The sequence below is a fragment of the Acinetobacter sp. MYb10 genome (assembly GCF_002980175.2).
Lineage (GTDB): Bacteria > Pseudomonadota > Gammaproteobacteria > Pseudomonadales > Moraxellaceae > Acinetobacter > Acinetobacter guillouiae.
The window spans coordinates 3,463,608-3,488,621 of record NZ_CP058272.1 but is presented as its reverse complement, the minus strand read 5'-3'; the positions used below and the strand labels follow the sequence as shown (position 1 = coordinate 3,488,621).

At 40.0% G+C, this 25,014-nt stretch carries 23 protein-coding genes; 4 read left to right on the top strand and 19 right to left on the bottom strand.

Annotation, left to right across the window (positions count from 1 at the left end; genetic code table 11):
* Positions 1-24 precede the first annotated feature (24 nt).
* The 19 genes from CQZ96_RS16330 to CQZ96_RS16240 form a co-directional block, all read right to left on the bottom strand.
* Complete coding sequence (locus tag CQZ96_RS16330) at positions 25-1,248, bottom strand: ammonium transporter (protein WP_105714390.1); 1,224 nt, start codon at positions 1,246-1,248, stop codon at positions 25-27.
* A 380-nt stretch (positions 1,249-1,628) separates the two neighbouring features.
* Complete coding sequence (locus CQZ96_RS16325; RefSeq protein ID WP_105714391.1) at positions 1,629-2,300, bottom strand: 4'-phosphopantetheinyl transferase family protein; 672 nt, start codon at positions 2,298-2,300, stop codon at positions 1,629-1,631.
* A 59-nt stretch (positions 2,301-2,359) separates the two neighbouring features.
* Positions 2,360-3,769 carry a ribosome biogenesis GTPase Der gene (der, locus tag CQZ96_RS16320; protein WP_004725892.1) on the bottom strand — a complete coding sequence of 470 codons (1,410 nt, stop codon included), beginning with the start codon at positions 3,767-3,769 and terminating at the stop codon, positions 2,360-2,362.
* Between the two features lie 200 nt (positions 3,770-3,969).
* Positions 3,970-5,118, bottom strand: coding sequence for an outer membrane protein assembly factor BamB (gene bamB / locus CQZ96_RS16315; RefSeq protein ID WP_004725891.1), 1,149 nt, complete (start codon positions 5,116-5,118; stop codon positions 3,970-3,972).
* Positions 5,118-5,819, bottom strand: coding sequence for a YfgM family protein (locus CQZ96_RS16310; protein WP_004816992.1), 702 nt, complete (start codon positions 5,817-5,819; stop codon positions 5,118-5,120). Before CQZ96_RS16310 ends, bamB begins: the two co-directional genes overlap by 1 nt.
* Before the next feature lie 30 nt (positions 5,820-5,849).
* Positions 5,850-7,145, bottom strand: a complete 1,296-nt coding sequence (hisS, locus tag CQZ96_RS16305; RefSeq protein ID WP_034612341.1) for a histidine--tRNA ligase — start codon at positions 7,143-7,145, stop codon at positions 5,850-5,852.
* Complete coding sequence (ispG, locus tag CQZ96_RS16300; protein WP_004725885.1) at positions 7,142-8,257, bottom strand: flavodoxin-dependent (E)-4-hydroxy-3-methylbut-2-enyl-diphosphate synthase; 1,116 nt, start codon at positions 8,255-8,257, stop codon at positions 7,142-7,144. Before ispG ends, hisS begins: the two co-directional genes overlap by 4 nt.
* Positions 8,258-8,278: 21 nt before the next feature.
* On the bottom strand, positions 8,279-9,067 hold the full coding sequence (locus tag CQZ96_RS16295; protein WP_004725882.1) for a helix-turn-helix domain-containing protein: 789 nt from the start codon (positions 9,065-9,067) through the stop codon (positions 8,279-8,281).
* Positions 9,058-9,861: a type IV pilus biogenesis/stability protein PilW gene (gene pilW, locus CQZ96_RS16290; RefSeq protein WP_004725881.1), complete on the bottom strand. Its 804-nt coding sequence runs from the start codon at positions 9,859-9,861 to the stop codon at positions 9,058-9,060. Before pilW ends, CQZ96_RS16295 begins: the two co-directional genes overlap by 10 nt.
* 65 nt (positions 9,862-9,926) lie before the next feature.
* Positions 9,927-11,171, bottom strand: coding sequence for a 23S rRNA (adenine(2503)-C(2))-methyltransferase RlmN (gene rlmN, locus CQZ96_RS16285; RefSeq protein WP_105714392.1), 1,245 nt, complete (start codon positions 11,169-11,171; stop codon positions 9,927-9,929).
* A gap of 178 nt (positions 11,172-11,349) precedes the next feature.
* The gene (gene ndk, locus CQZ96_RS16280) at positions 11,350-11,781 is read right to left on the bottom strand and encodes a nucleoside-diphosphate kinase (protein ID WP_004725878.1); all 432 of its coding nucleotides are present in this window, start codon (positions 11,779-11,781) and stop codon (positions 11,350-11,352) included.
* 143 nt (positions 11,782-11,924) lie between these two features.
* Entirely contained in the window at positions 11,925-12,125 is a 201-nt protein-coding gene (iscX, locus tag CQZ96_RS16275; protein WP_105714393.1) for a Fe-S cluster assembly protein IscX, read from the bottom strand.
* A 218-nt stretch (positions 12,126-12,343) separates the two neighbouring features.
* A complete protein-coding gene (locus tag CQZ96_RS16270; protein ID WP_004725875.1) occupies positions 12,344-12,895 on the bottom strand; it encodes a phosphatase PAP2 family protein in 552 nt (183 codons plus the stop codon).
* A gap of 31 nt (positions 12,896-12,926) precedes the next feature.
* Positions 12,927-14,213 (bottom strand): glycosyltransferase family 4 protein, encoded by a 1,287-nt coding sequence (locus CQZ96_RS16265; RefSeq protein WP_096735176.1) that lies wholly within the window; start codon positions 14,211-14,213, stop codon positions 12,927-12,929.
* Between the two features lie 86 nt (positions 14,214-14,299).
* A complete protein-coding gene (locus CQZ96_RS16260) occupies positions 14,300-15,130 on the bottom strand; it encodes an XAC2610-related protein (RefSeq protein ID WP_105714394.1) in 831 nt (276 codons plus the stop codon).
* Positions 15,131-15,237: 107 nt separating this feature from the next.
* Entirely contained in the window at positions 15,238-16,035 is a 798-nt protein-coding gene (locus tag CQZ96_RS16255) for a hypothetical protein (RefSeq protein WP_228722727.1), read from the bottom strand.
* 87 nt (positions 16,036-16,122) lie between these two features.
* Complete coding sequence (gene ilvC / locus CQZ96_RS16250; RefSeq protein WP_004725869.1) at positions 16,123-17,139, bottom strand: ketol-acid reductoisomerase; 1,017 nt, start codon at positions 17,137-17,139, stop codon at positions 16,123-16,125.
* A 149-nt stretch (positions 17,140-17,288) separates the two neighbouring features.
* Positions 17,289-17,780: an acetolactate synthase small subunit gene (ilvN, locus tag CQZ96_RS16245; protein WP_004725868.1), complete on the bottom strand. Its 492-nt coding sequence runs from the start codon at positions 17,778-17,780 to the stop codon at positions 17,289-17,291.
* Positions 17,777-19,504 (bottom strand): acetolactate synthase 3 large subunit, encoded by a 1,728-nt coding sequence (locus CQZ96_RS16240; protein ID WP_016539389.1) that lies wholly within the window; start codon positions 19,502-19,504, stop codon positions 17,777-17,779. Before CQZ96_RS16240 ends, ilvN begins: the two co-directional genes overlap by 4 nt.
* 575 nt (positions 19,505-20,079) lie before the next feature.
* Between CQZ96_RS16240 and CQZ96_RS16235 the strand changes: the two genes are divergently transcribed.
* The 4 genes from CQZ96_RS16235 to holA all read left to right on the top strand — a co-directional run bounded on the left by CQZ96_RS16235 (position 20,080) and on the right by holA (position 24,971).
* A complete protein-coding gene (locus CQZ96_RS16235) occupies positions 20,080-20,472 on the top strand; it encodes a DUF4124 domain-containing protein (RefSeq protein ID WP_105714396.1) in 393 nt (130 codons plus the stop codon).
* Positions 20,473-20,591: 119 nt separating this feature from the next.
* On the top strand, positions 20,592-23,228 hold the full coding sequence (gene leuS, locus CQZ96_RS16230; protein WP_105714397.1) for a leucine--tRNA ligase: 2,637 nt from the start codon (positions 20,592-20,594) through the stop codon (positions 23,226-23,228).
* Positions 23,229-23,440: 212 nt separating this feature from the next.
* Positions 23,441-23,974: a hypothetical protein gene (locus tag CQZ96_RS16225; RefSeq protein ID WP_004725857.1), complete on the top strand. Its 534-nt coding sequence runs from the start codon at positions 23,441-23,443 to the stop codon at positions 23,972-23,974.
* 4 nt (positions 23,975-23,978) lie between these two features.
* A complete protein-coding gene (gene holA / locus CQZ96_RS16220; protein ID WP_105714398.1) occupies positions 23,979-24,971 on the top strand; it encodes a DNA polymerase III subunit delta in 993 nt (330 codons plus the stop codon).
* Positions 24,972-25,014: the final 43 nt, after the last annotated feature.

The following is a 25,014-nucleotide window of genomic DNA, read 5'->3' as shown; positions in this document are numbered from 1 at the left end:
AAAGCTTTTAAGTACTCAATTTTTTTACGACTTAATGGAGTATGCATTACGCAGTTTACAAATCAGTTTAAATACTAAGAATGCAACGCCAAAACTCCACACAAAATTTACCGCAATCCCAATACTTTGATCGATAACACTGGCCTTGTTGGCTAAATTAATTACGGGGTTATCTGTCAAAGAAACAGCCAGTGTGCCCCATGCCCCACAAATACCATGTACCACAACAACTTCACGAATATGCTTAGAATCAATCCAATAGGTCAATAAACGGGGTAAATAGATTGTGAATAATCCTGAAACCAAACCAATAATCAATGCCGATGACAAATTCACTAAACCACAACTTGCCGTGATCGCCACCAAGCCACCCAAAGCACCTTTAATCATTTCAACCCATGAAATAATTTTATTGTTGAGTACCAAGGAAAAAATCAAGGGTGCAATCATTGCCCCAAAGAGTGCAGCAAAGGCATTGACGACAATCACCCCTATATCCGCATAGAGTGCTGAGATATAAACTACATTTAGACCTGACCATGCCAGCCAAAGAATAAAGCCAGCCAATGCCAAAGATAAGATTTTATAATCTTCAAAGATTAAGTCTTTTTTTAAGATTTCTTGTCGGTCTTGAGGTTTTAAAGTTAAGTAGCCCGCCAAAACAATCCATGCTGCGGTGGAATGCACCACTGTTGAACCCGCGAAATCAATAAATCCTAACTCTTTTAACCAGCCCTTACCGAATAAGATATTTCCCCAAGTCCAGCTACTAAAGAAAGGAAAGATCACACCTGCGATCATTAAACCGGTTATCCAGTTGACGAATAAGGGAACTTTACTTGGAATCACTCGCCCAACCACAGTGGTGATTGTGGTGGCCATTAGGGTATAAAAAAATAATAAATTCCAATGCCAACCATGCAGCATGCCATTCATATATTTTTCGGAGCTGGCATCGCCTGCAAGGAGAATTTTTGCGCAGAAGAAACCAAAAATAAGCGTTCCTAAAACTGCTGAAACATAATTGACCAATAATGCGGAAATTGATTTATAGGTATTTTCATATCCGCCTTCAACTACAGCAAAACCAGCTTGCATCAAAATGACAAATATTCCACCAAAGAATAAAAGCTCGTAGTTGGTAATGAGATTAAAAGCAGCAAGATCACTTTCTAAACTTGAAGCAAAACTAAAATTTGGATAAAAAAATATGATGCAAATTAAGCTGATGAAGTATTTAAATCGCACTATATAATTAATCCTAACCTATCGCTTTTTCATCGCTTTAAATTCACAATAATTAGTATTTTCGCTACTTAATTATCATTTAATTTATCAAGTATAGAGAATTTCATGGAGAAATAAACTAATTTTTATGTAAAAAATATAGCTTACAAAGTACACACGACGAGCAAGATTGTTTGTTCGTGATCGAGTACTATTTATTTTTATTTAAAGATAAGCAGCTTACATTTAACTGGTTTTATTAAACAATGCCGATTTGCAATATATGTAGCTTAAGGTTGAAAATTTCAGCACTTAGACGTATAGATGCCACACTCTAATATGGAATAACGTTGTTGCAATTTATGTGTTATGCAGAATGAAAACATCTATACCGTTTTTAATCAACCATGTTGAATAATTTGAATCTGTGGAAATGCAAAGCCCTTACAGGATAATTCAGAACGCCATGCCACCGTCAGCATGACTCTGCTCAGCTGGAGATTTTGATAGGCAAAGCTGCCCAATAACGGATGCGTAGAGATCCCACCATCATTCATCACATGCACTCCAGTATTTAGCTCATTTAGACTCAAACGAATCCCTAAACCTGATGCTTTTAAAATCGCCTCTTTTGTGGTCCACACCTTAAACCAAAAAGTAGGATCAAAGTCTAACGCTTGCCAAGCTTGATATTCTTGAGGATGAAAAGCATGTTTTGCTAAAGCCTCAAAGCGCACCTTTCGATCTAAGTCCTCGACATCCACACCCAAATCTTGGATCTGTTGACTACTTGCCAAAGCATAATGGTGCTGGCTATGTGAATGATTCACGTGAAACTTCGGATAATCAATTAAATAGGGTTTACCAAAATCTGTTTTTTCAAAAGAGTGGTTACTAATTTCAACTGAAAAAATATCAGACAACAATTGGTTTCTGTATTGATAGATCGCCTGTTTCAGTTCTTGGATCTGCCCCTTTCGATCGCTCGAATAGTAAGTCGGAAGAATATTTTGAATAGAATTAACATCCAATTGAATAATACGATTCACAATCCATTCCCAAACATTTTTCATTATCTTAAATCAAAAAAACCCAAAGATCACTTTGGGTTTTGATGTGTTCAACGCTAAATTTAGCTTCTAAATTTCTTTTCAGCCTTTTTAAATTTCTGTACATAACGACGACGACGTGCTGCAACACGCTCATCAATTTGAGATTTACGGCCTTCAAATGGATTTTCAGCAGTTTTAAAGTCAACGCGAACTGGTGTACCTTCAAGATTATACACTTTACGGAAGACATTTTCTAAATAACGACGGTAGTCCGCAGGTGTCTTATCCACCTTATTACCATGAATCACAATCGTTGGTGGGTTTTGTCCACCCATGTGGGCATAACGCATTTTAATACGTTTACCACTGATCATTGGCGGTTGATGTGCTTCAGTTGCATCATTCAAAATCTGAGTTAATTTTGCAGGTGAAACTTTTAAGTGTGATGAATCATAAGCACGGTGAATAGTTGGATACATCTCACCGACACCTGTTCCATGCAAAGCAGAAATCAAATGCACTTTTGCCCAAGGAATGAAGTCAAAACGACGATCAACATCCAATTTACATTGTTTGCGATCATACTCTGTCATGTTGTCCCATTTGTTAATGGCGATCACCATGGCACGACCAGCTTCGAGTGCATAACCGATCAAATGTAGATCTTGTTCAACCACACCTTCACGTGCATCTAAAACCACCACAATGACATGTGCATCTTTAATCGCTTGTAGCGTTTTAACGATTGAGAATTTCTCAATCATTTCATCAACTTTACCTTTACGACGTACACCCGCTGTGTCGATCAAGGTATATTGACGACCATCACGCTCAAACGGAATATAAATCGAGTCACGGGTTGTACCCGGTTGATCAAATGCAACAACGCGATCTTCACCTAACAAACGGTTAACCAAAGTAGATTTACCTACATTTGGACGACCAATAATTGCTAAGCGTAAACCTGTTGCCTTATCGTGTTCTTCTGGATTTTCATCTTCAGGGACATCCACCAAGATATCCTCAAGCATTTGTTGAACACCACGACCATGACTCGCCGCAACTTGTAAGGGTTCACCCATACCAAGTTTATAAAATTCAACTAATGCAGCTTCAGCATGTACACCATCGACTTTGTTGGCAACCAAGTAAACCTTTTTACCAAGTGTACGCAACTCACGGGCAATCTGCTCATCAGAAGCCAGTAACCCAGCGCGAGCATCGACAACAAAAACAATAATATCGGCTTCATTAATCGCAGTTTTTGATTGCTCTGCCATATATGAGTCGATACCACCTTCATTTTCACCAATACCCCCAGTATCGACGACAATGAACGATTTATTTTCATAAGTTGCATCACCATATTTACGATCTCGGGTAAGACCAGCAAAATCAGCAACGAGTGCATCACGGCTCTTGGTAATCTGGTTGAATAACGTTGATTTGCCGACGTTTGGACGACCAATGAGCGCAATTACGGGTTTCATAAAATAACCTTTATTCAAGATCAGCCAGTATGACTGGTCTGAACATCAGAAATGTATAGGAAGAAGAATAGGAAAAACCTAAAATAAAAACACGGGGTATTGATTTTCAATCACCCCGTGTATGGAATTCATACGGATTGCTCTATTTTAACACAAGACTAAAAAAATAGAGAATCCTAATCGTGTCTGTTGATTAACTGTTAACGACTTTGCCAGATACTCATTGCACCTTTGCGTGTCGAAACATAAACTTGATTATCAATCACTCTCAAAGTACGTACTTCACCACTGGTTTTAGCACGACCTAACGTTGTTCCTGTATTTGGATCAATTTGATGTAAATAACCATCTAAATCACCCACAACAAGATTTGAACCAAGCAATACAGGGTTGCTTAAGTTACGGTTGAGCAGTTGCTCATTTTTCCAAAGCTGCTGACCTGTAATCAAGTCATACGCAATAATTTGACCATCGGTTTGCGATACGATGACTTTACCATCGGTCACTTCTGGACGGTTGATACTGCTTGAATTTTCACTCCACAAAACGCGTTGTGAAGCCAAATCTAGAACAGTGACTTGACCTTGGAAACTCGTCGTAACCACATATTGTCCTGAAACGACAGGCTCACTGTCCACATCAATCAAGCGCTGAATATCAGAACGACCTTCAGATACCGCAACACGACGTTGCAAACGCGGTACACCTGCAAGGCTATCTATTGCAAAAATATAGCCAGTAGAAGTGCCGATAAGCACGGTACGTGGATCTAAACTAACTGGAGTTGCTTGGCCTCTTAAGCTAAATGAAGCGCTTGGTAACTTATAAGTCCACGCTTGCTGACCTGTCGCAACATCTAAGGCATAAACCGTACCGTCATTTGCAACCACAATCACGCGACCAGATTGAATCAAAGCAGAACTGATAATTGCACCTGACAATTGCGCAGACCATTTGGTTGCACCCGTCGCTTGGTCTAATGCAAAAACATGTCCTTTTTGATTACCAACAATCACCACACCATCTGCTGCTTCAACACCAGAACTTAAGCCATCTTTGGTAACTTTAGCATTCCATAAGCGCTGTTTGCCTTTATAGGCAGCCACTTCGCCTTTTGGATCTAAAGCAAACACAACACCATTGTCTGTATCTAAACGTAGACGTAATGCATCTTCACTGCTGGTCGAAGAGACACTGGTCGAAAATACTTGAACCAAACTCGAAGCTTGTGCAACTTTAGGCAGTGGATTAGGCTTAATCTTCACTTCTTTCGTCTTATTACTTGAACAGCCGATTAAAGCGATTGATAAGATTGCTAAAGCAAAAGGTATTTTAAAATTTCTATCCATTAAGACTCATCCACTTGTGTTGCTAAGATTGGGCGTTCAAGATCAGGATCTTCTACTAATACGCCAACACTTTCGAGTTTAATTTGTAAAATTTGACGTTCTTGTTTACGCTCAACGACCGCATTCCATGCTGCTTGATACGATTTTTTTGCATTTTCAGTGTCATTTTTTGCCACATAAATATCACCTTTTAACTCATCAGCACTTGCCTGAAAAGCAGGATCATTCACAGCTGACAAGGTTTTCAAGGCTTCATCAAACTTCTTTTGCGCCAATTGTGCATCGGCAAGTTTGATTTTTACAACTTGTAACAAACCAGCGTCTTTAATTTTAGAATTTTCAACTTTTTTCAGTTCACGCTCAGCCAATGCATAGTCATTTTTATCATAGGCAACTTTTGCCATGACAATTTGTGCTTGAATTGCATGAACAGAATCTGGATTGTCTTTGACAATTTTATCTGCTGACGCGACTAAGGCAGCAGTGACTTTAGCATCACCATTAGCTGCTCGCGCTTCATCCATCAATTGTTGGACTTTGGCTGTTTCATTTTGATTTTCAGCCAAAGTTTTCTTTTGCCAATATTCCCAACCGAAAAAGGCAATCAATGCAATGAGGACACCTGTCACCATAGCCGAGCCATATTTCTTAAAAAATGACTTCACACTATCCAGTTGCTCATCATCAGTCATTGCACTCATTTGACTCCCCTTTTCCTTATGATTATCGGCTTATTTTGACGAAAATTTTTCAATGAAAAAAGGCACAATTTCAGTGGCCTTAATTTCATATTGTTCTGCTGTCGCAAGTTCTTTGACTAAAACTTGCTGCGCTACAGCCTCACGCTCACCAAAGATCAAAGCATAGATGGCACCCGATTGGTCTGCCTTCTTCATTTGACTCTTCATTGAACCCTGTGAACCTGTTTTCAAACGAATTGTACTATTTACAGCTTCAAGTTGATCACGAATTTGTTCAGCCAATACCAAAGCCTGACCTTGTGTTGCAGGATCCGATAGCAAGAATAACTCACATTCACGCACAGGTGTATTGTCTTCAACTTGTTCAAGAAGCAATAATAAACGTTCCATGCCCATGGCAAAACCAACTGCTGGTACAGATTGATCAGGCTTACCTTTCAGCTGTCCAACCAAACCATCATAACGACCACCCGCACACACCGTTCCTTGAGAACCTAAATGTGTCGTTGTCCATTCAAAAACAGTTTTGTTGTAATAGTCTAAACCACGGACTAGTTTTTGATTGATGACAAACTCAATACCTGCATCAGTTAAATACTGTTGCAATTGAGCAAAATGATTCAAGCTGTCTTCTTTTAAGAAATCATGCAACTTAGGTGCATTTTCAAGAATTTGCTGAGTTCGTGCATCTTTCGAATCTAAAATTCGCAATGGATTGGTGGTTAAACGACGTTGCGAATCTTCATCCAAATCAGCGTGATGCGCTGTAAGAAATTCAACCAATGCAGCACGATACTCTGCACGTTCATCAGACTCGCCCAAGGTATTTAGCTCAAGTTGAACTTTATCTGCAACACCCATGCGTTTCCATAAACGCGCAGTCATGAGAATCAGTTCAGCATCTTGATCAGGTGTCGCTACACCAAAAGTTTCTACACCAAATTGGTGAAACTGGCGATAACGACCTTTTTGCGGTTTTTCATAGCGGAACATTGGTCCAACATACCAAACACGTGGATTTGCACCACGGAGTAAGTTATGTTCCAACATTGCACGTACACAACCTGCTGTGCCTTCTGGACGCAAAGTTAAAGATTCAGGCGGATTACCCTTATCGAAGAAGGTATACATTTCTTTTTCGACGATATCAGTTGCATCACCAATTGAACGCTTAAACAAATTGGTATGTTCAACCACCGGCAAACGGATTTGCTGATAACCGTATGCATCCATAAGTGATGCTAAATGCTGCTCAAGACGTCTCCACGCAGGTGTTTGCGATGGAAGAAAGTCATTAAAACCTTTAATTGCGACAATTGAACTCATGATGAACTACGAATAATCTCTTTAGCTTTAGCTTTTTCAAGCTCTTGAACACGTTGACGAACCATGCTTTCGATTTCATCAACCAACTGATTTGTATCTATTAAGTGACTCTTTTCACCATTACGATACACGAGTGAGCGCGGACTTGCACCGACTATACCAATATCAGCTTCTTTTGCTTCACCCGGACCGTTGACTTTACAACCAATGACAGACACATCCATTGGTGTACGAATATCTTCTAAACGCTCCTCTAAAGCCTGCATCACTTTGATCACGTTAAATTCCTGACGTGAACAGCTTGGACAAGCAATAAAGTTAATCCCATTTGAACGAAGGCTCAGGGATTTTAAAATATCAAAACCAATTTTTACTTCTTCTTCAGGCTCAGCCGCCAATGAAATACGCATGGTGTCACCAATGCCATCCAACAGCAAGCCACCTAAAGCAATCGCAGATTTCACAGAACCCGTACGATAGATCCCAGCTTCCGTTACACCTAAATGTAATGGATTATCAATTTGTGCAGATAATAAACGATAAGCATCCATTGTTAAAAATACATTTGATGCTTTTACTGAAATTTTAAACTCGTGAAAGTTTAAACGATCCAATATATCGATATGACGCATTGCAGATTCAAGTAATGCCTGACCTGTCGGCTCACCATATTTCTTTTGGATATCTTTTTCTAAAGATCCAGCATTGACACCAATACGCATAGAAATATCGTGATGACGTGCAGCAGCAACCACTTCACGAATCTTGGCTTCAGAACCAATATTCCCGGGGTTGATCCGCAAACAGTCTGCACCCATGTCTGCAACTTTCAATGCGATTTTATAATCGAAATGAATATCTGCAACCAATGGTACCGTAACACGTTTACGAATTTCGCCAAAAGCTTCAGCAGCTTCCATAGTCGGTACCGATACCCGCATAATGTCCGCACCGACATCTGCACAGCGTTGAATCTGCGCGACTGTTGCATCGACATCACAGGTTTCAGTATTGGTCATACTTTGAATACTGATCGGTGCATCACCACCGACATACACTGAACCCACACGTATTTTGCGTGTAGGACGGCGCTTGATTGGATTCTCAATCATGATCTTATCTACTCTTGCCCATTAACGTGACAAACGGAATTCTGCTTTTCCGTTCACTGTATATGGAGACAATGAAATCTGTTCATTATTAAGGCTTAATGACACAGCAGTTGCATCATCGAGACGAATTTGGAATGGTGATTGGCCATTAACGGTTAAAGCAGCCGACTGGCGACCAGTCGCCAAAACTTTTCCTGTACTATCTACAATATGTACAGAAGTTGGATGACTGAAATTCAATACCATTTGGTCACCTGAAGTCGCAGTTGCATTGTTTAAATTCAACACTTCTACTTCTGAGGCTTGTGGTTTGGCATCGACATCAGCGCTTTTACCCGATGTCATTTTTTGAATTCCAGCAATCACAGCCCAAATCACCGCAAGCGCAACAATGGCAATTAAAATTCGCTTTAACCATTTTTTATTACGATCACTGTTTGATCCAGGCAATTTCCCCATAATCTTGATTGGGGAGTTGTTCAAGGCGTGATTTGGCAAAAGTCCAGTATCATTTTGATAAATTTCATCAAAGCGTTGAATGACTACCGTTGCATCAACACCTAGAAACTTGGCATATGAACGATAATAACCTTTAATAAAGGTTGCTTCTGGCAAAGACTTATATTCATCTTGTTCCAATGCTTGTAAGGTTTTTACAGGCATTTTTAGTTCGTTTGCAACATCTTGAATGTCTAGGTTTTTGGAGACTCGAATTTGACGCAAGTACTCACCTGGACGTTGAACATTTCCTAAGCCATTAGATGCTACGTTTGAACCTGTAGGTTGCTGTGAATTAGGATTTACTTCCATACGGCCTCAGTACTGTACTGTAATTGCAGATAACGTTGATATTCTTTACTGTCCGGGAACAATGCACGCAGTTGATTGACCAACACTTGCATTCCCATCTGATCATTATTGGCACGTGCAATACGTAAACCAATCCAAAGCGCTCTCGCACCCTGTTTGTCCTGACCTACTAAACGAACATATTGCTCATAGAGTTGACTTGCTTGCGCACTTTTTTGTTGCAAATAGAAAATTTCTGATAACTCTACCAGAGAAATAATCGAATCGCGATTGACTTGTAAAGCTTGTTTGAATGCTTTTTCAGCATTTGCCACATCACCGACTTTTAAGTAAACCCGACCTAAATTTTCTAAAGCCTTGTAACGCTGATCATAACCAAGCGCAGCACCAGCTATACTCAATTGTTCAATCGCGTCATTATAGCGCTCAGTAACAAATAAATATGTTCCATAATTATTACGAGCTTGTGCATTTTTTGAGTCACTGGAAATTGCACGCTTAAAATAGCCGTCTGCTTTTTCCATACTGATCTTACTGCCTTCTTGTTGCAGTAAGACACCCATCATCATATTTGCCGCAGAATCACGTGAATCAGTTTCTAAAGCTTGGTCTAGTGCGCGTTTTGCAGCATCTAAATCACCTGTACGAATATATTCAGCAGCAAGCTGAGTACGTACTTTAACGGCTTTTTCAGGATCTTTTTTTATTATTGTGTCTGAATTTGTCGTTTGACAACCCTGTACGACCAATGCAGATAAACCAATTGCCAATATTACAACTGCTTTTTGATACATCGATTTTCTCAAAGTCAGCCCCTGATTATTTGTTGATATAAATGTATGTCTACAAATCTTTAAGCTTATGAACGGATAATCTCACCACGTTCAGCAACTTTCTTTTTCCACTGCTCTGCACGACGGGTACGATCTGCCACTTGCCCCACCAACTGCCCACATGCTGCATCAATATCATCACCACGTGTCTGACGAATCGTACACACAAAACCTGCATCAGACAAAGTTTTTTGGAAAGAAATAATACGATTTCGACTTGAACGGCCATACGGCGCATGCGGAAATGGATTAAATGGAATTAAATTAATTTTACTTGGTAAGTTTTTCAGTAACTTAATCATTTGTTGTGCATGTTCAGGATGATCATTCACCCCTTCCAACATCACATATTCAATAGTGACATGTTTACGAGAGCTTTCATTACCATCTTTGGCAATATAGCGCTGACATGCAGCAATCAATTGTGCTAATGGATATTTTTTATTAATCGGCACCAATTCATTACGTAACTCATCATTTGGCGCATGTAAAGAAATCGCCAAAGCCACATCTATATCTTGTGCCAATTGGTCAATTTTCGGTACAACACCTGAGGTTGATAATGTAACGCGACGTTTAGACATGCCATAAGCAAAATCATCTAACATGATATTCATTGAGCTTAATACAGCATCATAGTTGAGTAATGGCTCACCCATTCCCATCATCACCACATTAGTCACCGAGCGCTCACGTTCAGCAACAGGTACGTCTTCCATATAAGAATAGTTGGCCACCCATAACTGTCCAATAATCTCGTCAGGGGTTAAATCACGCTGAAAACCTTGCTTTCCTGTTGAACAGAATGAGCAATCTAAAGCACAACCCACTTGTGATGAAATACACAGTGTTTTACGTGAGCCTGTTTTATCTTCTGCTGGAATCAATACCGTTTCAACCAAAGAGCCCGCACCATCACCAACACGGAATACCCACTTACGAGTTCCATCTTTCGAATAGTTACGATGCACCACTTCTGGCGCTTTGATTTCACAAATTCTTTCTAGTTTTTCACGCAACTTCCCTGAAATATTGGTCATTTCAGCAAAATCAGTGATAAAAAATTGATGCATCCATTTCATTACCTGCCCAGCACGGAATTTTTTCTCGCCGATTTCTTCGAAGAATTTTTCCAATTGCGGACGTGACATGCCAAGTAAATTCACTTTCTGCACATTTGCAGTCTGAATACGATCAGCCTGTACAGATTTTGATGATGCAGGCTGCTGTTCATCTAGATTTAACGATGAAGCGACAACTTCAGAATTCATGGGGATTACCTAAATCATGCCGTAGTAATAAAACATATTGACCAATATTTAGCCAAATAAAGCAACAAAAATAAAAAAACCAGACAAGTAGTATATCACCTATCTGGTTTCGGGTCTGTTATCAATTCATAAATCGGAGATTTATTCGTGTAGAAAAAGAGACCCTAGATACGTCGAATTAACGAGTACGTGGGCAAACTTCAGTTTGAGCGAAGAAGTAATTTACTTCACGGTCAGCAGATGCAACTGAGTCAGAACCATGCGCAGCATTTTCATCGATGCTTACAGCGAAATCTGCACGGATTGTACCAGGAGCAGCCTCTTTAGGGTTTGTAGCACCAAGAATTTCACGGTGAGCAAGAACTGCGTTTTCACCTTCAAGAACAGATACTACAACTGGACCAGAAGTCATGAATGCAACAAGGTCACCAAAGAAACCACGTTCTTTATGCTCAGCATAGAAACCTTCAGCTTCTGCTTTAGAAAGGTGTTTCATTTTAGTCGCAACGATTTTAAGACCAGCTTTTTCGAAACGAGCAAAGATGTCACCAATGTGGTTTTTAGCAACTGCATCTGGTTTTACGATAGATAAAGTACGTTCAATAGCCATGAGTGGCTCCTTTAGTCAAATTGACACGAAAATTTGGGCGCATTATACCGAATAATGAACAATTTTCTGCTTTTAATCTGTAAAAAATTTGGATTTTTCGATGCGCTGTGACGTTTAGCATCATTCAGCAACATCTCAAGCCATTAATTCGCTTCATCAATCCATGCCATTTGAATGGCTTCTAGCAGACCTTCAGTCGATTTGGTTGGATCATCACTAAATTCTGGCAATGCACAAATCCATGCATGCATATCGGTAAAACGCACCCATTGTGGATCCACATCTGGATGCACTTCACTGAGTTCAATTGCGATATCAATTGTATCTGTCCAACGTAAGCCCATATCAGGTCTTCCTTTGCTCAATTTAATTCTGCTACTGTATCAAATCTCAATTCATTCAGAAATAAATCATTCTAGACATTTACAAGATTCACCACGGATTCAAGCGTTTAATTTACAAGACGGATTGAATTGAGCCAATTATTCAAAGTTAAAACCTTGATGATCAAAATCATCAGATTCTTTAAAAATAAAATTACAGACCAGCAGTAAGTAAACCATCATAACATCACTCCTAAATATGGTGCGCTTAACACAATCAAACTCGCGACACTTGCACCAATCAGTGCGCCAACAATGACATCGCTTGGATAATGCAGACCCAAAACCATCCGAGATAACGCCACAAGAATGGTAAAAGGCATCATAATGAACAACATAACTGGTTGAATATAGCCAAAGACAATAGTGACCATGACCGCATGTAACGTATGACCTGACGGAAAGCTAAAATGATCCAATGGTCGTTCACCCAGAATAATGACTTGATGAACTTGATAAGGTCGTGGTCTCACTGTTTTGTGTTTTAAGAACTTATAAATTCCTGTTCCTAAAAGACCCATAACAACGACATAGAGAAGTTGCAGACCATAGATCCAGCTCTTTTGTAGCCAAATCAGAACCAACATTGCGCACCAGAAAGGACCATCTCCCAAACGGCTCACAGTTTTAAAGAACGTCGCAATACTTTGGGTATGCGATAAATTATTGAGATATAAACAACCTCTAAGGTCGAGATCGAGCATTTTTATTTTGGTATTTTTAAAATTCATTTTCCACTCTCCTCTCATTATTTGAGATGAACTAGGTCAGTCGTTTTGCATACTGCGTTACCTGGTATAGTGCTTCTTCGAATTGTTGTACGGGATGTTGCCATCCAATGCTTTGCACATCATGCATCGCTTGTTGCCCGAAACGTTTGAGTGTGCTGTTATCTGGAATATCTAATACATGTTGAGTGAATTGCTTGATGTCTCCAATTGGACATAACCAGCCATTCTGAGCATGTCTGCCATGAAGTTGAGCGCAGGCATAGTCATAAGCAATAATCGGTAAACCACTCGCCATCGCTTCGATAACGACATTCCCAAAGGTTTCTACCTGACTTGCAAAAACAAAAACATTTGCACTCGCATAGGCTTCAGCAAGTTGTGTGCCAGTTAGACTACCCATAAAAATCACATGTTCAGCACCCGGCATTTTTTCTAAACGACCACGATCTGGACCATGCCCTACCAGCACCAACTTTACTTTTCGTTGTGCTTGTTGCCGCAGTTCAGAATAGGCATCAATCACCACATTGACTTCTTTTTCAGAAGACAAACGCCCAACATAGATCAAGACTGTGGTGTCTTCATCTGCACCCCACTGTTGTCTCAACTGTTCGGAGTAGCGTTGTGATGAAAAGCGTTCTGTATCAATTCCTCGCCCGACTACAACCAATGGACAGGTCACACCAAACTCACGTAATGCCTGCTCTGTATCACGGCTTGGCACACAGGTCAGTTGCGTTGCGTTATGGAACCATCTCAAATAACTTTGAATTGGTTTGACCAAGAATGCTAAATCAAAGAAACGGCTAAATTCTTGGAATTGTGAATGAAAACCACTTGATACCGGAATTCGTCGTGTCTTTGCCGCATGCAGCGCAGTAAAGCCTAAAGGCCCTTCAGTCACGATATGTACCACATCAGGTGAAAATGCCGTAATCGCTTGAGAGACTTTTAGAAATTGGGGCCAGCCAAACTTCATGTCTGGATATTTCGGAATTGATTGCCCAGTCACCAAGCACTCTTTATTCGGGCTAAAGTCTTGACATTGGGTCTTCTGTGCAGGGCGAATCAGTAATATTTTATGACCTTGATTTTGCAAGCCTTTACACAGTTGCATCAAAGACAAAGCAACACCATTGATTTCTGGTGGCCATGTTTCAGTCACGATTGCAATTTTCAGTCGAGGTCGGGATAAGTCACGAATAAGATGGTCTTTATTCGTATCGATTTTTTTCTTGTTTGGATTAAAATAAAATTTAAAGTTATCGGGAAAATCTTGTTGTTTAAATTGCAAGGTGTTCGCGTACGGTTTATTCATACGATACCTAATCTCTTCATTTTTGAATAGATTAGGCTAAGTTTTTGACATTTTAATGATTATTTAATGACAGTTTTTTGACCATTTCAATTTTCATCAGAAATACGATTTAACAAACCATTCTGAACTTGATAAAGCTGTCCATTACCAAAATCAATTTGTTGTTTTTCACCATGTAAACTTGGGAAACCAACAATTTTTTCAAGCTGCGGAGAACGTTGAAATTGTTGTGTTTTTGGATTATACATCCAGTAAATATAGCGCTTATCATCGACTGTACGACCTTGCGACAAGTCCGACACAATGACATCATAATAACCATCAAAATTTATATCCATATAGCCAATGCTGTTTGGATAACCAGTAAAACCTGTCAAGCTCTGTACCACTGTATTGTTGGTTTTATTTAACACATCAACACGTTTTAAGGTTTTTCCATAAGGGCTATTGGCATCATCTTGACCATAAAATTTAAAGATAAAAACGGGTTTATTGCTGACTTTAAAAGCAGGCTCAAACTGTATCGACTGCCAAGCTGTATTTGGTTTCTTTAACAATGATGCTTTAAACACGCCTGTATTTGCATTTAATAAACCAGTTAATTGATCACTACCATTTGCCAAAGGATCTGATTGAGCAGTGATCGACTTTAAATCCAACTGATCAGCTTTTTGTGTCCCTTTAAAATCTGTTGTTGTACCATCCATTAAATCCGTCAGCACACCGTGCGGATGGGCAATCCCCGCATAAAGGTTCATAAAGTATCGACCTTCGCTCGACTTAAGCATACGTTGCATCGATACGCGTACGCCACTAAAAGGCTTTAGTGCGGTATTGGTCGAAGTGGGTTGCGTTTCAGCAAAACTAAAGCATGAAATAGACAAAGTCGTCATTGCGATGAGAAGTTTAGATTTCATGCTTGAATACCACGTTTAACCAGAATCAATAATGTGTAATTTATCACAAAATAAATTTTTATTAGTTAAAAATTGCTACCCTAAAAGATGATTTTAAAAAACGCGATTTAGACGCGACCAATTGGCTGCTTGGCAACATGACCTTTTTTCTTTAACTCCTCAATGTAGTTTAATTCATTACGCGCTTTTGCATCCGAGGGATCAACCTTTAAAACTTTATTAAAATATTGAGTAGCTTCATCCAGTTGATTTAATTCAATCAAACTCACCCCTAAACTACGTCTTACACTCTGTTGAATCGCCAATCTTTTTTCTTCAGGCTCAAGCAAATACAGATACTGTTCAGCAGTTTTAAAACTTTCCAATGACGCTTGCCACTGTTTTTGTGCTTGCTGAATAAACCCTGCCTCTTTTAAATACTCACTATTAAAAGGTGATAGCGTTAAAGCACTTTTTAACTTCACTTGAGCATTCTTTAGATCATTCATTTCAATAAAGGCATAAGCGGCTTGAAAGTATAAGTCCGCCCAACAACCTGAAAAAACTCGAATATTTTTTTGCTTTCCCATATCAAGTGTCAGGTATAGCAAGGTTTCAGCTGTTCCGTTGGCAGCATAGAGTGTGTCTTGACTACTGTTTTGGTATTTTTCAAAATACTGAATTGCAGTCTGTAATGCCGCGATGGCCTGTTGTGGATGACCCACATTTAAAGACTGCTTGGCTTTTTCTAAAGCATTGTACGCAATCTTTTCATCGAGTAATTTATTTTGCGTATTTTGAAGCTGATTATGATTCTGCCTAGACTTTTGCATAGGATTATCAACGCTCGCGTTCTGTGCATATACTGGATATATAGCACAACAGCCAAGCAGACTGGCGATAGCGAAATATGCTTTTAATGTCATGTTGCTTTCTGCTTTATTATTAACTTTAGCTAAAATATAGCATAAAAAAACCCACTCAAAAGAGTGGGCTTTGATAAAAACTAAAAATTAGTTCTTTTCTTTATCTACGATTTTGTTGGCTTGAATCCAAGGCATCATCGCGCGTAATTTACCGCCAGTCACTTCAATACCGTGAGCTGCGTTTTGACGGCGACGAGCTGTCATAGATGGATAGTTCAATGCACCTTCTTGGATGAACATCTTCGCATATTCACCTGATTGGATACGTTTAAGTGCATTACGCATCGCTTCACGTGATTGCTCGTTGATCACTTCAACGCCAGTCACATATTCACCATATTCAGCATTGTTAGATACTGAATAGTTCATGTCCGCAATACCGCCTTCAAACATTAAATCAACGATTAATTTAAGTTCGTGCAAGCATTCGAAATAAGCCATTTCAGGTGCATAACCCGCTTCAACAAGCGTTTCATAACCCATTTTAACCAATTCAACAGCACCACCACAAAGTACTGCTTGCTCACCAAATAAGTCAGTTTCAGTTTCTTCACGGAATGAAGTTTCGATGATACCTGTACGACCACCACCTACACCTGAAGCATAAGAAAGTGCAACGTTACGTGCATTACCAGAAGCATCTTGATGAATCGCGATAAGATCAGGTACACCTGAACCACGTTGGAATTCTGAACGTACAGTATGACCTGGTGCTTTTGGTGCAACCATGATCACGTCTAAATCTTTACGTGGAACAACTTGGTTATAAAGTACAGCGAAACCATGTGCAAATGCTAAAGTCGCACCTTCTTTGATGTTTGGTTCGATCACGTCACGATAAAGCTGTGATTGAAACTCATCTGGTGTCAAGATCATCACTAAATCAGCTTGAGCAACAGCAGCTGGAACTTCAGCAACTTTAAGGCCTGCATTTTCAGCTTTTTTCCAAGAAGTAGAACCAGCACGTAAACCAACAGTAACGTCTACACCTGAATCTTGAAGGTTTTGCGCGTGAGCATGACCTTGTGAACCATAACCAATGATCGCTACTTTTTTACCTTGGATGATAGATAAGTCGCAGTCTTTATCATAAAAAATTTGCATTGCTGTCTCCGCTAAAATGCTGTGTTTCCTCTTCCTATCCTGAAGATTATTGTTTTGAATCTTCTAGTCTAAGTCCCTCTCCTATTGCGAGGAGAGGTTATACATGAGGGAATAAAAAATCAAATAATTAATTACTGGTTGAGGTGCAACTAGAGTGAAAGAACCTTTTCACCACGAGCAATACCGGATACACCAGAACGAACAACTTCTAAAATTGTGTTTTCTGCAAGGGCATCAATAAAGCCATCAATTTTTTCAGTTGTACCCGCAATCTGAATGGTATAAGTCGTTGGAGTAACATCAACCACTTGAGCACGAAAGATATCCGCTGTGCGCTTAATTTCAGCACGTGCAGAACCCAATGCTTTGACTTTAATCAGCATCAGCTCACGCTCAATGTGCGCGCCTTCTGACAAATCAACCACTTTAACCACTTCAACCAATTTATTCAGCTGTTTGGTGATTTGCTCAATTTTATGGTCATCGCCATAGGTGGTTAATGTCAAACGTGACATGGTTGGATCTTCAGTTGGTGCGACATTTAAAGTTTCAATGTTATAACCACGTTGAGAGAACAACCCCACTAAACGAGAAAGCGCACCAGCTTCGTTTTCAACGAGTACAGAAATAATATGTCTCATTCAGTACGCTCCCCTTTAGACAACCACATATCTTGCATAGATTGACCTGCAATAAGCATCGGATATACATGCTCGGTACGATCAACCATCACGTTAATGAATACACATTTATCGTTAATCGCCATTGCTTCTTTAAGCTTAGATTCAAGCTCATCCGCATGGTCAATCTGGATACCTACATGGCCGTAAGCTTCCATCAATTTTGGAAAATCGGGTAATGACTCAACATAAGAACTTGAATGACGTCCTTCATAGTTCATATCTTGCCATTGTTTTACCATCCCCAAAGCACGGTTATTCAAGCAGAGGATTTTCACATTTAAGCCATATTGCTTACATGTAGAAAGCTCTTGGATACACATCTGAATCGATGCTTCACCTGTGATACACACCACTTGTTGGTCTGGGAATGCAAGTTTCGCAGCCATGGCATAAGGTAAACCCACACCCATTGTGCCTAAGCCACCTGAGTTGATCCATTGACGTGGACGTTTGTATTTGTAATACATCGCACCAAACATTTGATGCTGACCAACGTCAGAAGTAATGATCGCTTCACCATTGGTTACTTTGTCTAAGACTTCAACCACTTGTTGTGGTTTCATCACACCATTTTCACCTGGCGCATAACGCAAACCATGTACTTTGCGCCATTCGTTGATTTGTGACCACCATGCCGAGATTTCTTCAGGGTTTGGTTTAGAAACATTCATTTGTTTCAATTGAACCAACATCTCTTGAAGTACTGGCTCTACCGCACCCACGATTGGGATATGCGCCATAATGGTTTTTGAAATCGTCGCTGGGTCGATATCAATATGAATCACTTTCGCATTGGTACAGAACTTCGCTGGATTATTGGTTACACGGTCATCAAAACGCGCACCGATCGCCAAGATAACATCCGCATTATGCATACTCATATTGGCTTCGTATGTACCATGCATACCCAACATACCCAAGAATTGCTCATCATCGCCTGGGAATGCACCCAAACCCATTAGCGTATTGGTCACTGGGTAATTCAATAAATGCGCCAATTCAGTCAGTAATGCAGAAGCATTGCCCTGAACAACACCACCACCTGTATAAATGACAGGGCGTTTGGCATTAATAAGCTCATCAATGGCTTTACGAATTTGACCTGAATGACCGCGGTGAGGTGGCTGATAAGAGCGCATCTTCACTTTTTCAGGATATTCATAAGCAAATTTGTCGACAGGATTAGTGACATCCTTCGGAATATCGACCACAACAGGACCCGGACGACCTGAAGCAGCAATATAAAATGCTTTTTTAATAACGGCAGGAATTTCACTTGCATGACGCACTTGGAAACTATGTTTTACGATCGGGCGAGAAATACCGACCATATCTGTTTCTTGGAATGCATCTTCACCAATAAGATGGCTGGCAACCTGTCCAGACAAAATCACCATTGGGATTGAGTCCATATAGGCTGTAGCGATTGGTGTTACAGTATTGGTTGCGCCAGGTCCAGAAGTGACCAGCACTACACCTGTTTTACCCGTCACACGTGAGTAAGCATCTGCCATATGACCAGCAGCTTGCTCATGACGTACGAGGTAATGATTGATTTTATCTTGTTTAAATAGCGCATCATAAATATGTAATACTGCGCCGCCTGGATATCCAAAAACATGTTCAACGCCTTCGTCCGCCAATGCACGAACGAGCATTTCACCACCAGATAAAAGTTCCAACGTATTCACCCTAATCTTTATTCCACAGCGCTATGGGAGACACAGACTGTGTTTCATTCATTGATTGTGCGCTCTGTTATAGCACACATATTTACTAGTTTTTGCAGCAATAAAAAAATAAATCGTCACGCAGCTGTTTGAGCTGTATGAATCACTGAAATATGTTGGGATAAACATGCTTCGGTAGAGTCATTTTCTCGGCTTAGAGAAAATGTTATTGCTTGCTTTGATATTTTTACTCGAAGGGTGATCGAAAAAAACATCTGAAACTAAAGCAAGCATTTTTGTAGTTTTAGCGAACAAAGTCAAGGTTTCTATCAGGCTTTTTATTGTTTATTTACCAAGCGTTTATTTTTAAAACTATTCCTTTTTTTTGGTTGTCTTATAAATAAAACTTTCAAAGACTTATAAGCCAATAAAATTGCAAAAGAATTATTTAAAATTTTATTTTTCTGTATAAAATAAATACGATTTTTAAAATACCCAGATCAAGCGAAAACAATCCGATGTATATTAGATAGCAGAATGATTTTTCGTTTTCATCTGAATAAAAAATGACTCAAAGGTTCTATAAAATGAAACAACGTCAACGCTTTGCACACACGGTTTTTGTATCGACAATTTTTGCCTTATTCTCTATGGTTGGGGTCAGCGCCAGTCATGCAAAACAGTATTATAAATGGGTAGACAGCAAAGGCTCTACCCATTACACCACCACACCGCCGCCGAAGAATGCACGTAGCCAAAGCAAGGTGAATACTTATGGCTATCATGGAGATTCGAGACCCACCAACCCAGCACCAACTGCTCAGCCAAATGCCTCACAAAATCAGTCACAAAATGGACAACCACAAAGTGCGCAACCTGTAACACCTGCACCAGTGGTTAACCCACCGAATACACAACAGCCGAATGTCGCACCACAAAATGAGCAAAATACTCCTCCTAGCCTTGCGACGCCTCAATAATTAAATTAAAAGTAAAATCACAAGTTTTTCAGATTTAAAAGCGCGCAAAATTCACTTTTAGATGGATTTTGCGCTATGCTGTGTGCACAGTTTTTTAACCATTATTCTCAAATACATTTATGACTACTCATATTGACCCTGAATATCAAGCAAATGCGATTGAGCCTCAAGTCCAAAAAGACTGGGAAGATCGCAAATCGTTTAAAGTTGCCGACACTGTAGAAGGTCCACATCGTTATATCCTCTCGATGTTCCCTTACCCAAGCGGCAAACTGCATATGGGTCATGTGCGTAATTATACTATTGGTGATGTGATCAGCCGTTTTCACCGTCTCAAAGGTGAAACTGTGCTACAACCAATGGGTTGGGATGCTTTCGGCTTACCTGCTGAAAATGCAGCGATTGCTCATCAAGTTGCACCAGCAAAGTGGACCTTTGAAAATATTGCATATATGCGCGATCAATTGAAGAAACTTGGTCTATCTGTCGACTGGGATCGCGAATTTGCCACCTGTACACCAGAGTATTACCACTGGGAACAATGGTTATTTGTACAGCTCTATAAAAAAGGCTTGATCTATCGCAAGTTGTCTACAGTAAACTGGGATCCTGTAGACCAAACTGTTCTTGCAAATGAACAAGTTGAAAATGGACGTGGTTGGCGTTCAGGTGCATTGGTAGAAAAACGTGATATTCCAATGTATTACTTCCGTATTACCGATTATGCACAAGAATTATTAGACGATTTAGATACCTTAAAAGACGGTTGGCCACAACAAGTTTTAACCATGCAACGCAATTGGATTGGTCGTTCAACGGGTATGGACATTACCTTCCCGTCAGCAAATCCCGAAGTTTATGCAGATGGTTTAACGGTTTATACCACACGTGCCGATACCTTGATGGGGGTAACTTATGTTGCGGTTGCAGCTGAACATCCTCTAGCGCTCAAAGCTGCTGCGATTCAATCTGAAGCAGGCAAGCCAGAACTTGCTGCCTTTATTGAAGAATGTCGTATGGGTTCTGTTGCAGAAGCGGATCTTGCGACTGCTGAGAAAAAAGGCATGGCAACAGGTTTATCTGTTAAACACCCTGTTACGGGTCAAGATATCCCTGTTTGGATCGCAAACTATGTATTGATGTCATATGGTTCAGGCGCGGTGATGGCAGTTCCAGCACATGATGAACGTGATTTTGAGTTTGCCAATAAATTCAACTTACCAATCAAACAAGTCATTGATGCCAAAGGCTCAGATGATGCCGAATATTCTGCGTCTGAATGGCAAGAATGGTACGGTTCTAAAGAAGGTAAATTGGTCAATTCGGCTGAATTTGACGGTTTAGACTTCCAAGCTGCTTTTGATGCATTCCTAAGCAAATTAGAACCACAAGGTCTTGCCAGCGCTAAAGTTCAATTCCGTTTACGTGACTGGGGGGTTTCTCGTCAACGTTACTGGGGTTGTCCAATTCCGATGATCAACTGTGACAAGTGTGGTCAAGTCACAGTTCCAGAAGATCAACTGCCGGTTGTTCTTCCAACAGATGTGGTTCCAGATGGTTCAGGTAATCCTTTAAATAAAATGCCTGAATTCTATCAAACAAAATGCCCAAGCTGTGGTGGTGATGCACGTCGTGAAACCGATACTTTGGATACCTTTGTAGAGTCGTCTTGGTATTATGCACGTTATGCTTCTCCTGATTTCACGGGTGGTTTAGTTAAACCTGAAGCTGCAAAATCTTGGTTGCCTGTAAACCAATATATTGGTGGTGTAGAGCATGCCATCCTACATTTACTTTATGCACGTTTCTTCCATAAACTTATGCGTGATGAGGGTGTGGTACAAGGCAATGAACCATTTACCAACTTATTGACTCAAGGTATGGTTTTAGCGGATACCTTCTATCGTGAAGCGGAAAGTGGCAAAAAAACTTGGTTTAATCCTGCGGATATTGAGTTAGAAAAAGACGAGAAAGGTCGTGTACTTTCTGCTAAATATTCAGGTGACGGTCAAGACGTTGTGGTTGGTGGTCAAGAGAAAATGTCGAAATCGAAAAATAACGGTATCGACCCACAAGCGATTATTGACCAGTACGGCGCGGATACTGCACGTGTATTTATGATGTTTGCTGCACCACCAGATCAATCTTTAGAATGGTCTGATGCGGGCGTTGAAGGTGCAAATCGTTTCTTAAAACGTGTATGGCGTTTAGTTGCAGGTTTCCTTGAAAAAGGCAACCATGCAACAGCAATTGATGCTTCGAAACTTTCCACTGAAGCACAAGACCTGCGTCGTAAGACCCATGAAACGATTCAAAAAGTGGGTGATGACATCGAACGTCGTCATGCATTCAATACCGCGATTGCAGCTTTGATGGAATTGCTCAATGCCAGCAATAAGTTTGAAGCAAAAGATGACAACGATGTTGCTGTAGCACGTGAAGCAATTACCACTTTACTGACTTTACTTGCACCATTTGCACCACACTTAAGTCAGACCTTATTGACTGAGTTTGATATCGATTTAACTTCGGTACTGTTCCCTACGGTTGATGAGTCTGCATTAACACGTAATACACAAACCATCGTAGTTCAAGTCAATGGTAAGCTTCGTGGCAAGTTAGAAGTCTCTGTTGATGCATCGAAAGATGAATTATTGGCATTGGCTAAAGCGTTACCTGAGGTTCAGCAATTCTTAACAGGTCCAACCAAGAAAGAAATTGTGGTTCCAAATAAGCTTGTGAATTTGGTGGTTTAATTTCCTGCTTAAATCCCCTCTCCTTCTAGGAGAGGGTTAGGGAGAGGTCATTCCCCTCATCCTAACCTTCTCCCTAAGGGAGAAGGGACTTTAGTAGAATAAACAAAACCCAAACAAAGCCCGTTGTCATTCAACGGGCTTTGATTCTAAAATGGCGTGAATTTATAAAGATTAAATATTCCATATCCAATGGAATTTCATGAGGACAAAGCATGCATTTAGTTCAACGTGTTGCTGCAGTTGTATTAACTTTGGGTCTGAGTGCGGGCTTAGTAGGTTGTGGCTTTCATTTAAAGGGCACTAATGCCCAAGCAACGCCTTTGGTTTACACTAAATTACAACTGGTGTTACCAGCGAATACTGAAGATCTTGAAAAGAAACTCAGTGTTTATTTAACTGCAACAGGTGTCCAACTGAGTAATTCAAGTGACGCTTATGTATTACGAGTATTAGACTACAAGCCTGTTCGTCATGAGTTAAATGGTAAATTGGTGGAAACACTACTCCGTCTAAGTGTTACTTTCCAGATTGAAGATAAACAAGGGAATCCGATTACTGAACCTCGAACCTTAAATGCATCTCGTAGTTATCAATATGATGTTGCAACGGTCAACACAGATGATCAACAATATAAATATCTGAGCCAAATTTTGATTGATGACATTGCACAACAAATGTCACGTCAAATTGCAGCCAATCGCTTACCTAAAGCACGTACTCTTTCGACCCAACCTGTAGCGCAATAATTCCATGAAACTTGACTATTTACAAGCCCTTAAACGTGTTGATGAAGCGCGAGGTGTTTGGATTTTACATGGTCAAGAACCACTTTTAGAACAAAACCTACTCGATGCTTTAAGAAAAAGCTGGGCAAAACATGAAGTAGAAAGACAACGCTATGATCTCAATAGCGTTTCCGACTGGAAAAATGTCTTTAATGCTTTGAATAGCTTATCTTTATTTTCTCAAAATCTGGCACTTGAAGTCCATGGTAATATCAAACCCGATGCCAATGGACTCAAACAACTCAAACACTATATTCAACATAATGAACACAACCTGCTTGTGATCATTATGCCCAAACAAGACTCAAGCAGTCTAAAGTCAAGTTTCTTTCAAACCGTTGAAGCCAATGGTGTGGTGATTGCTTTAACTGCAAATTACCCGCAAGACCGTCAGCGAATATTGTCAATCGAAGCAGATCAGCTCGGTGTCCAGTTAAATCAAGATGCCTGGATCTGGCTTGAGCAACATCATGAACATAATCTTTTGGCTGCCAAAAACAGCCTGATGCGTGTTGCCGACACCTTCCCAGATCAAAAACGGATTTCAATTGAACATTTACAAGAATGTTTACAGGATCAATCACGTTATAGCACCTTTGATTTAAGTGATGCATTGATTGCTGGAAACTTGGCACTTTCGATTAAAATTTTCCAATATCTTGTGGAGTCAGGCGAACCCAACAGTTTAATTTTATGGACAATTAGTAAAGAAATGCGTCTTTTGATGCAGTTGTATGAACAACCACAAAATGCCTTACAGCTCGGTATTTGGAAAACCAAGATTTCTTTGTATCAACAAGCACTTAGACGCTTAAATCCACATTCATTTTTAACTTGGCCACAACTGTTATTGCGTGTAGATGCTGCAATCAAAGGACTCAGCAAAGAAAGCCCAGAACATATCATTCAACAATGTATTGCTGAATTATGTGGAAAAACTTTATTTATCAATGCTTAGATAGATATTATGCAGAATAATTCTCATTTCCATTTATTTTAAA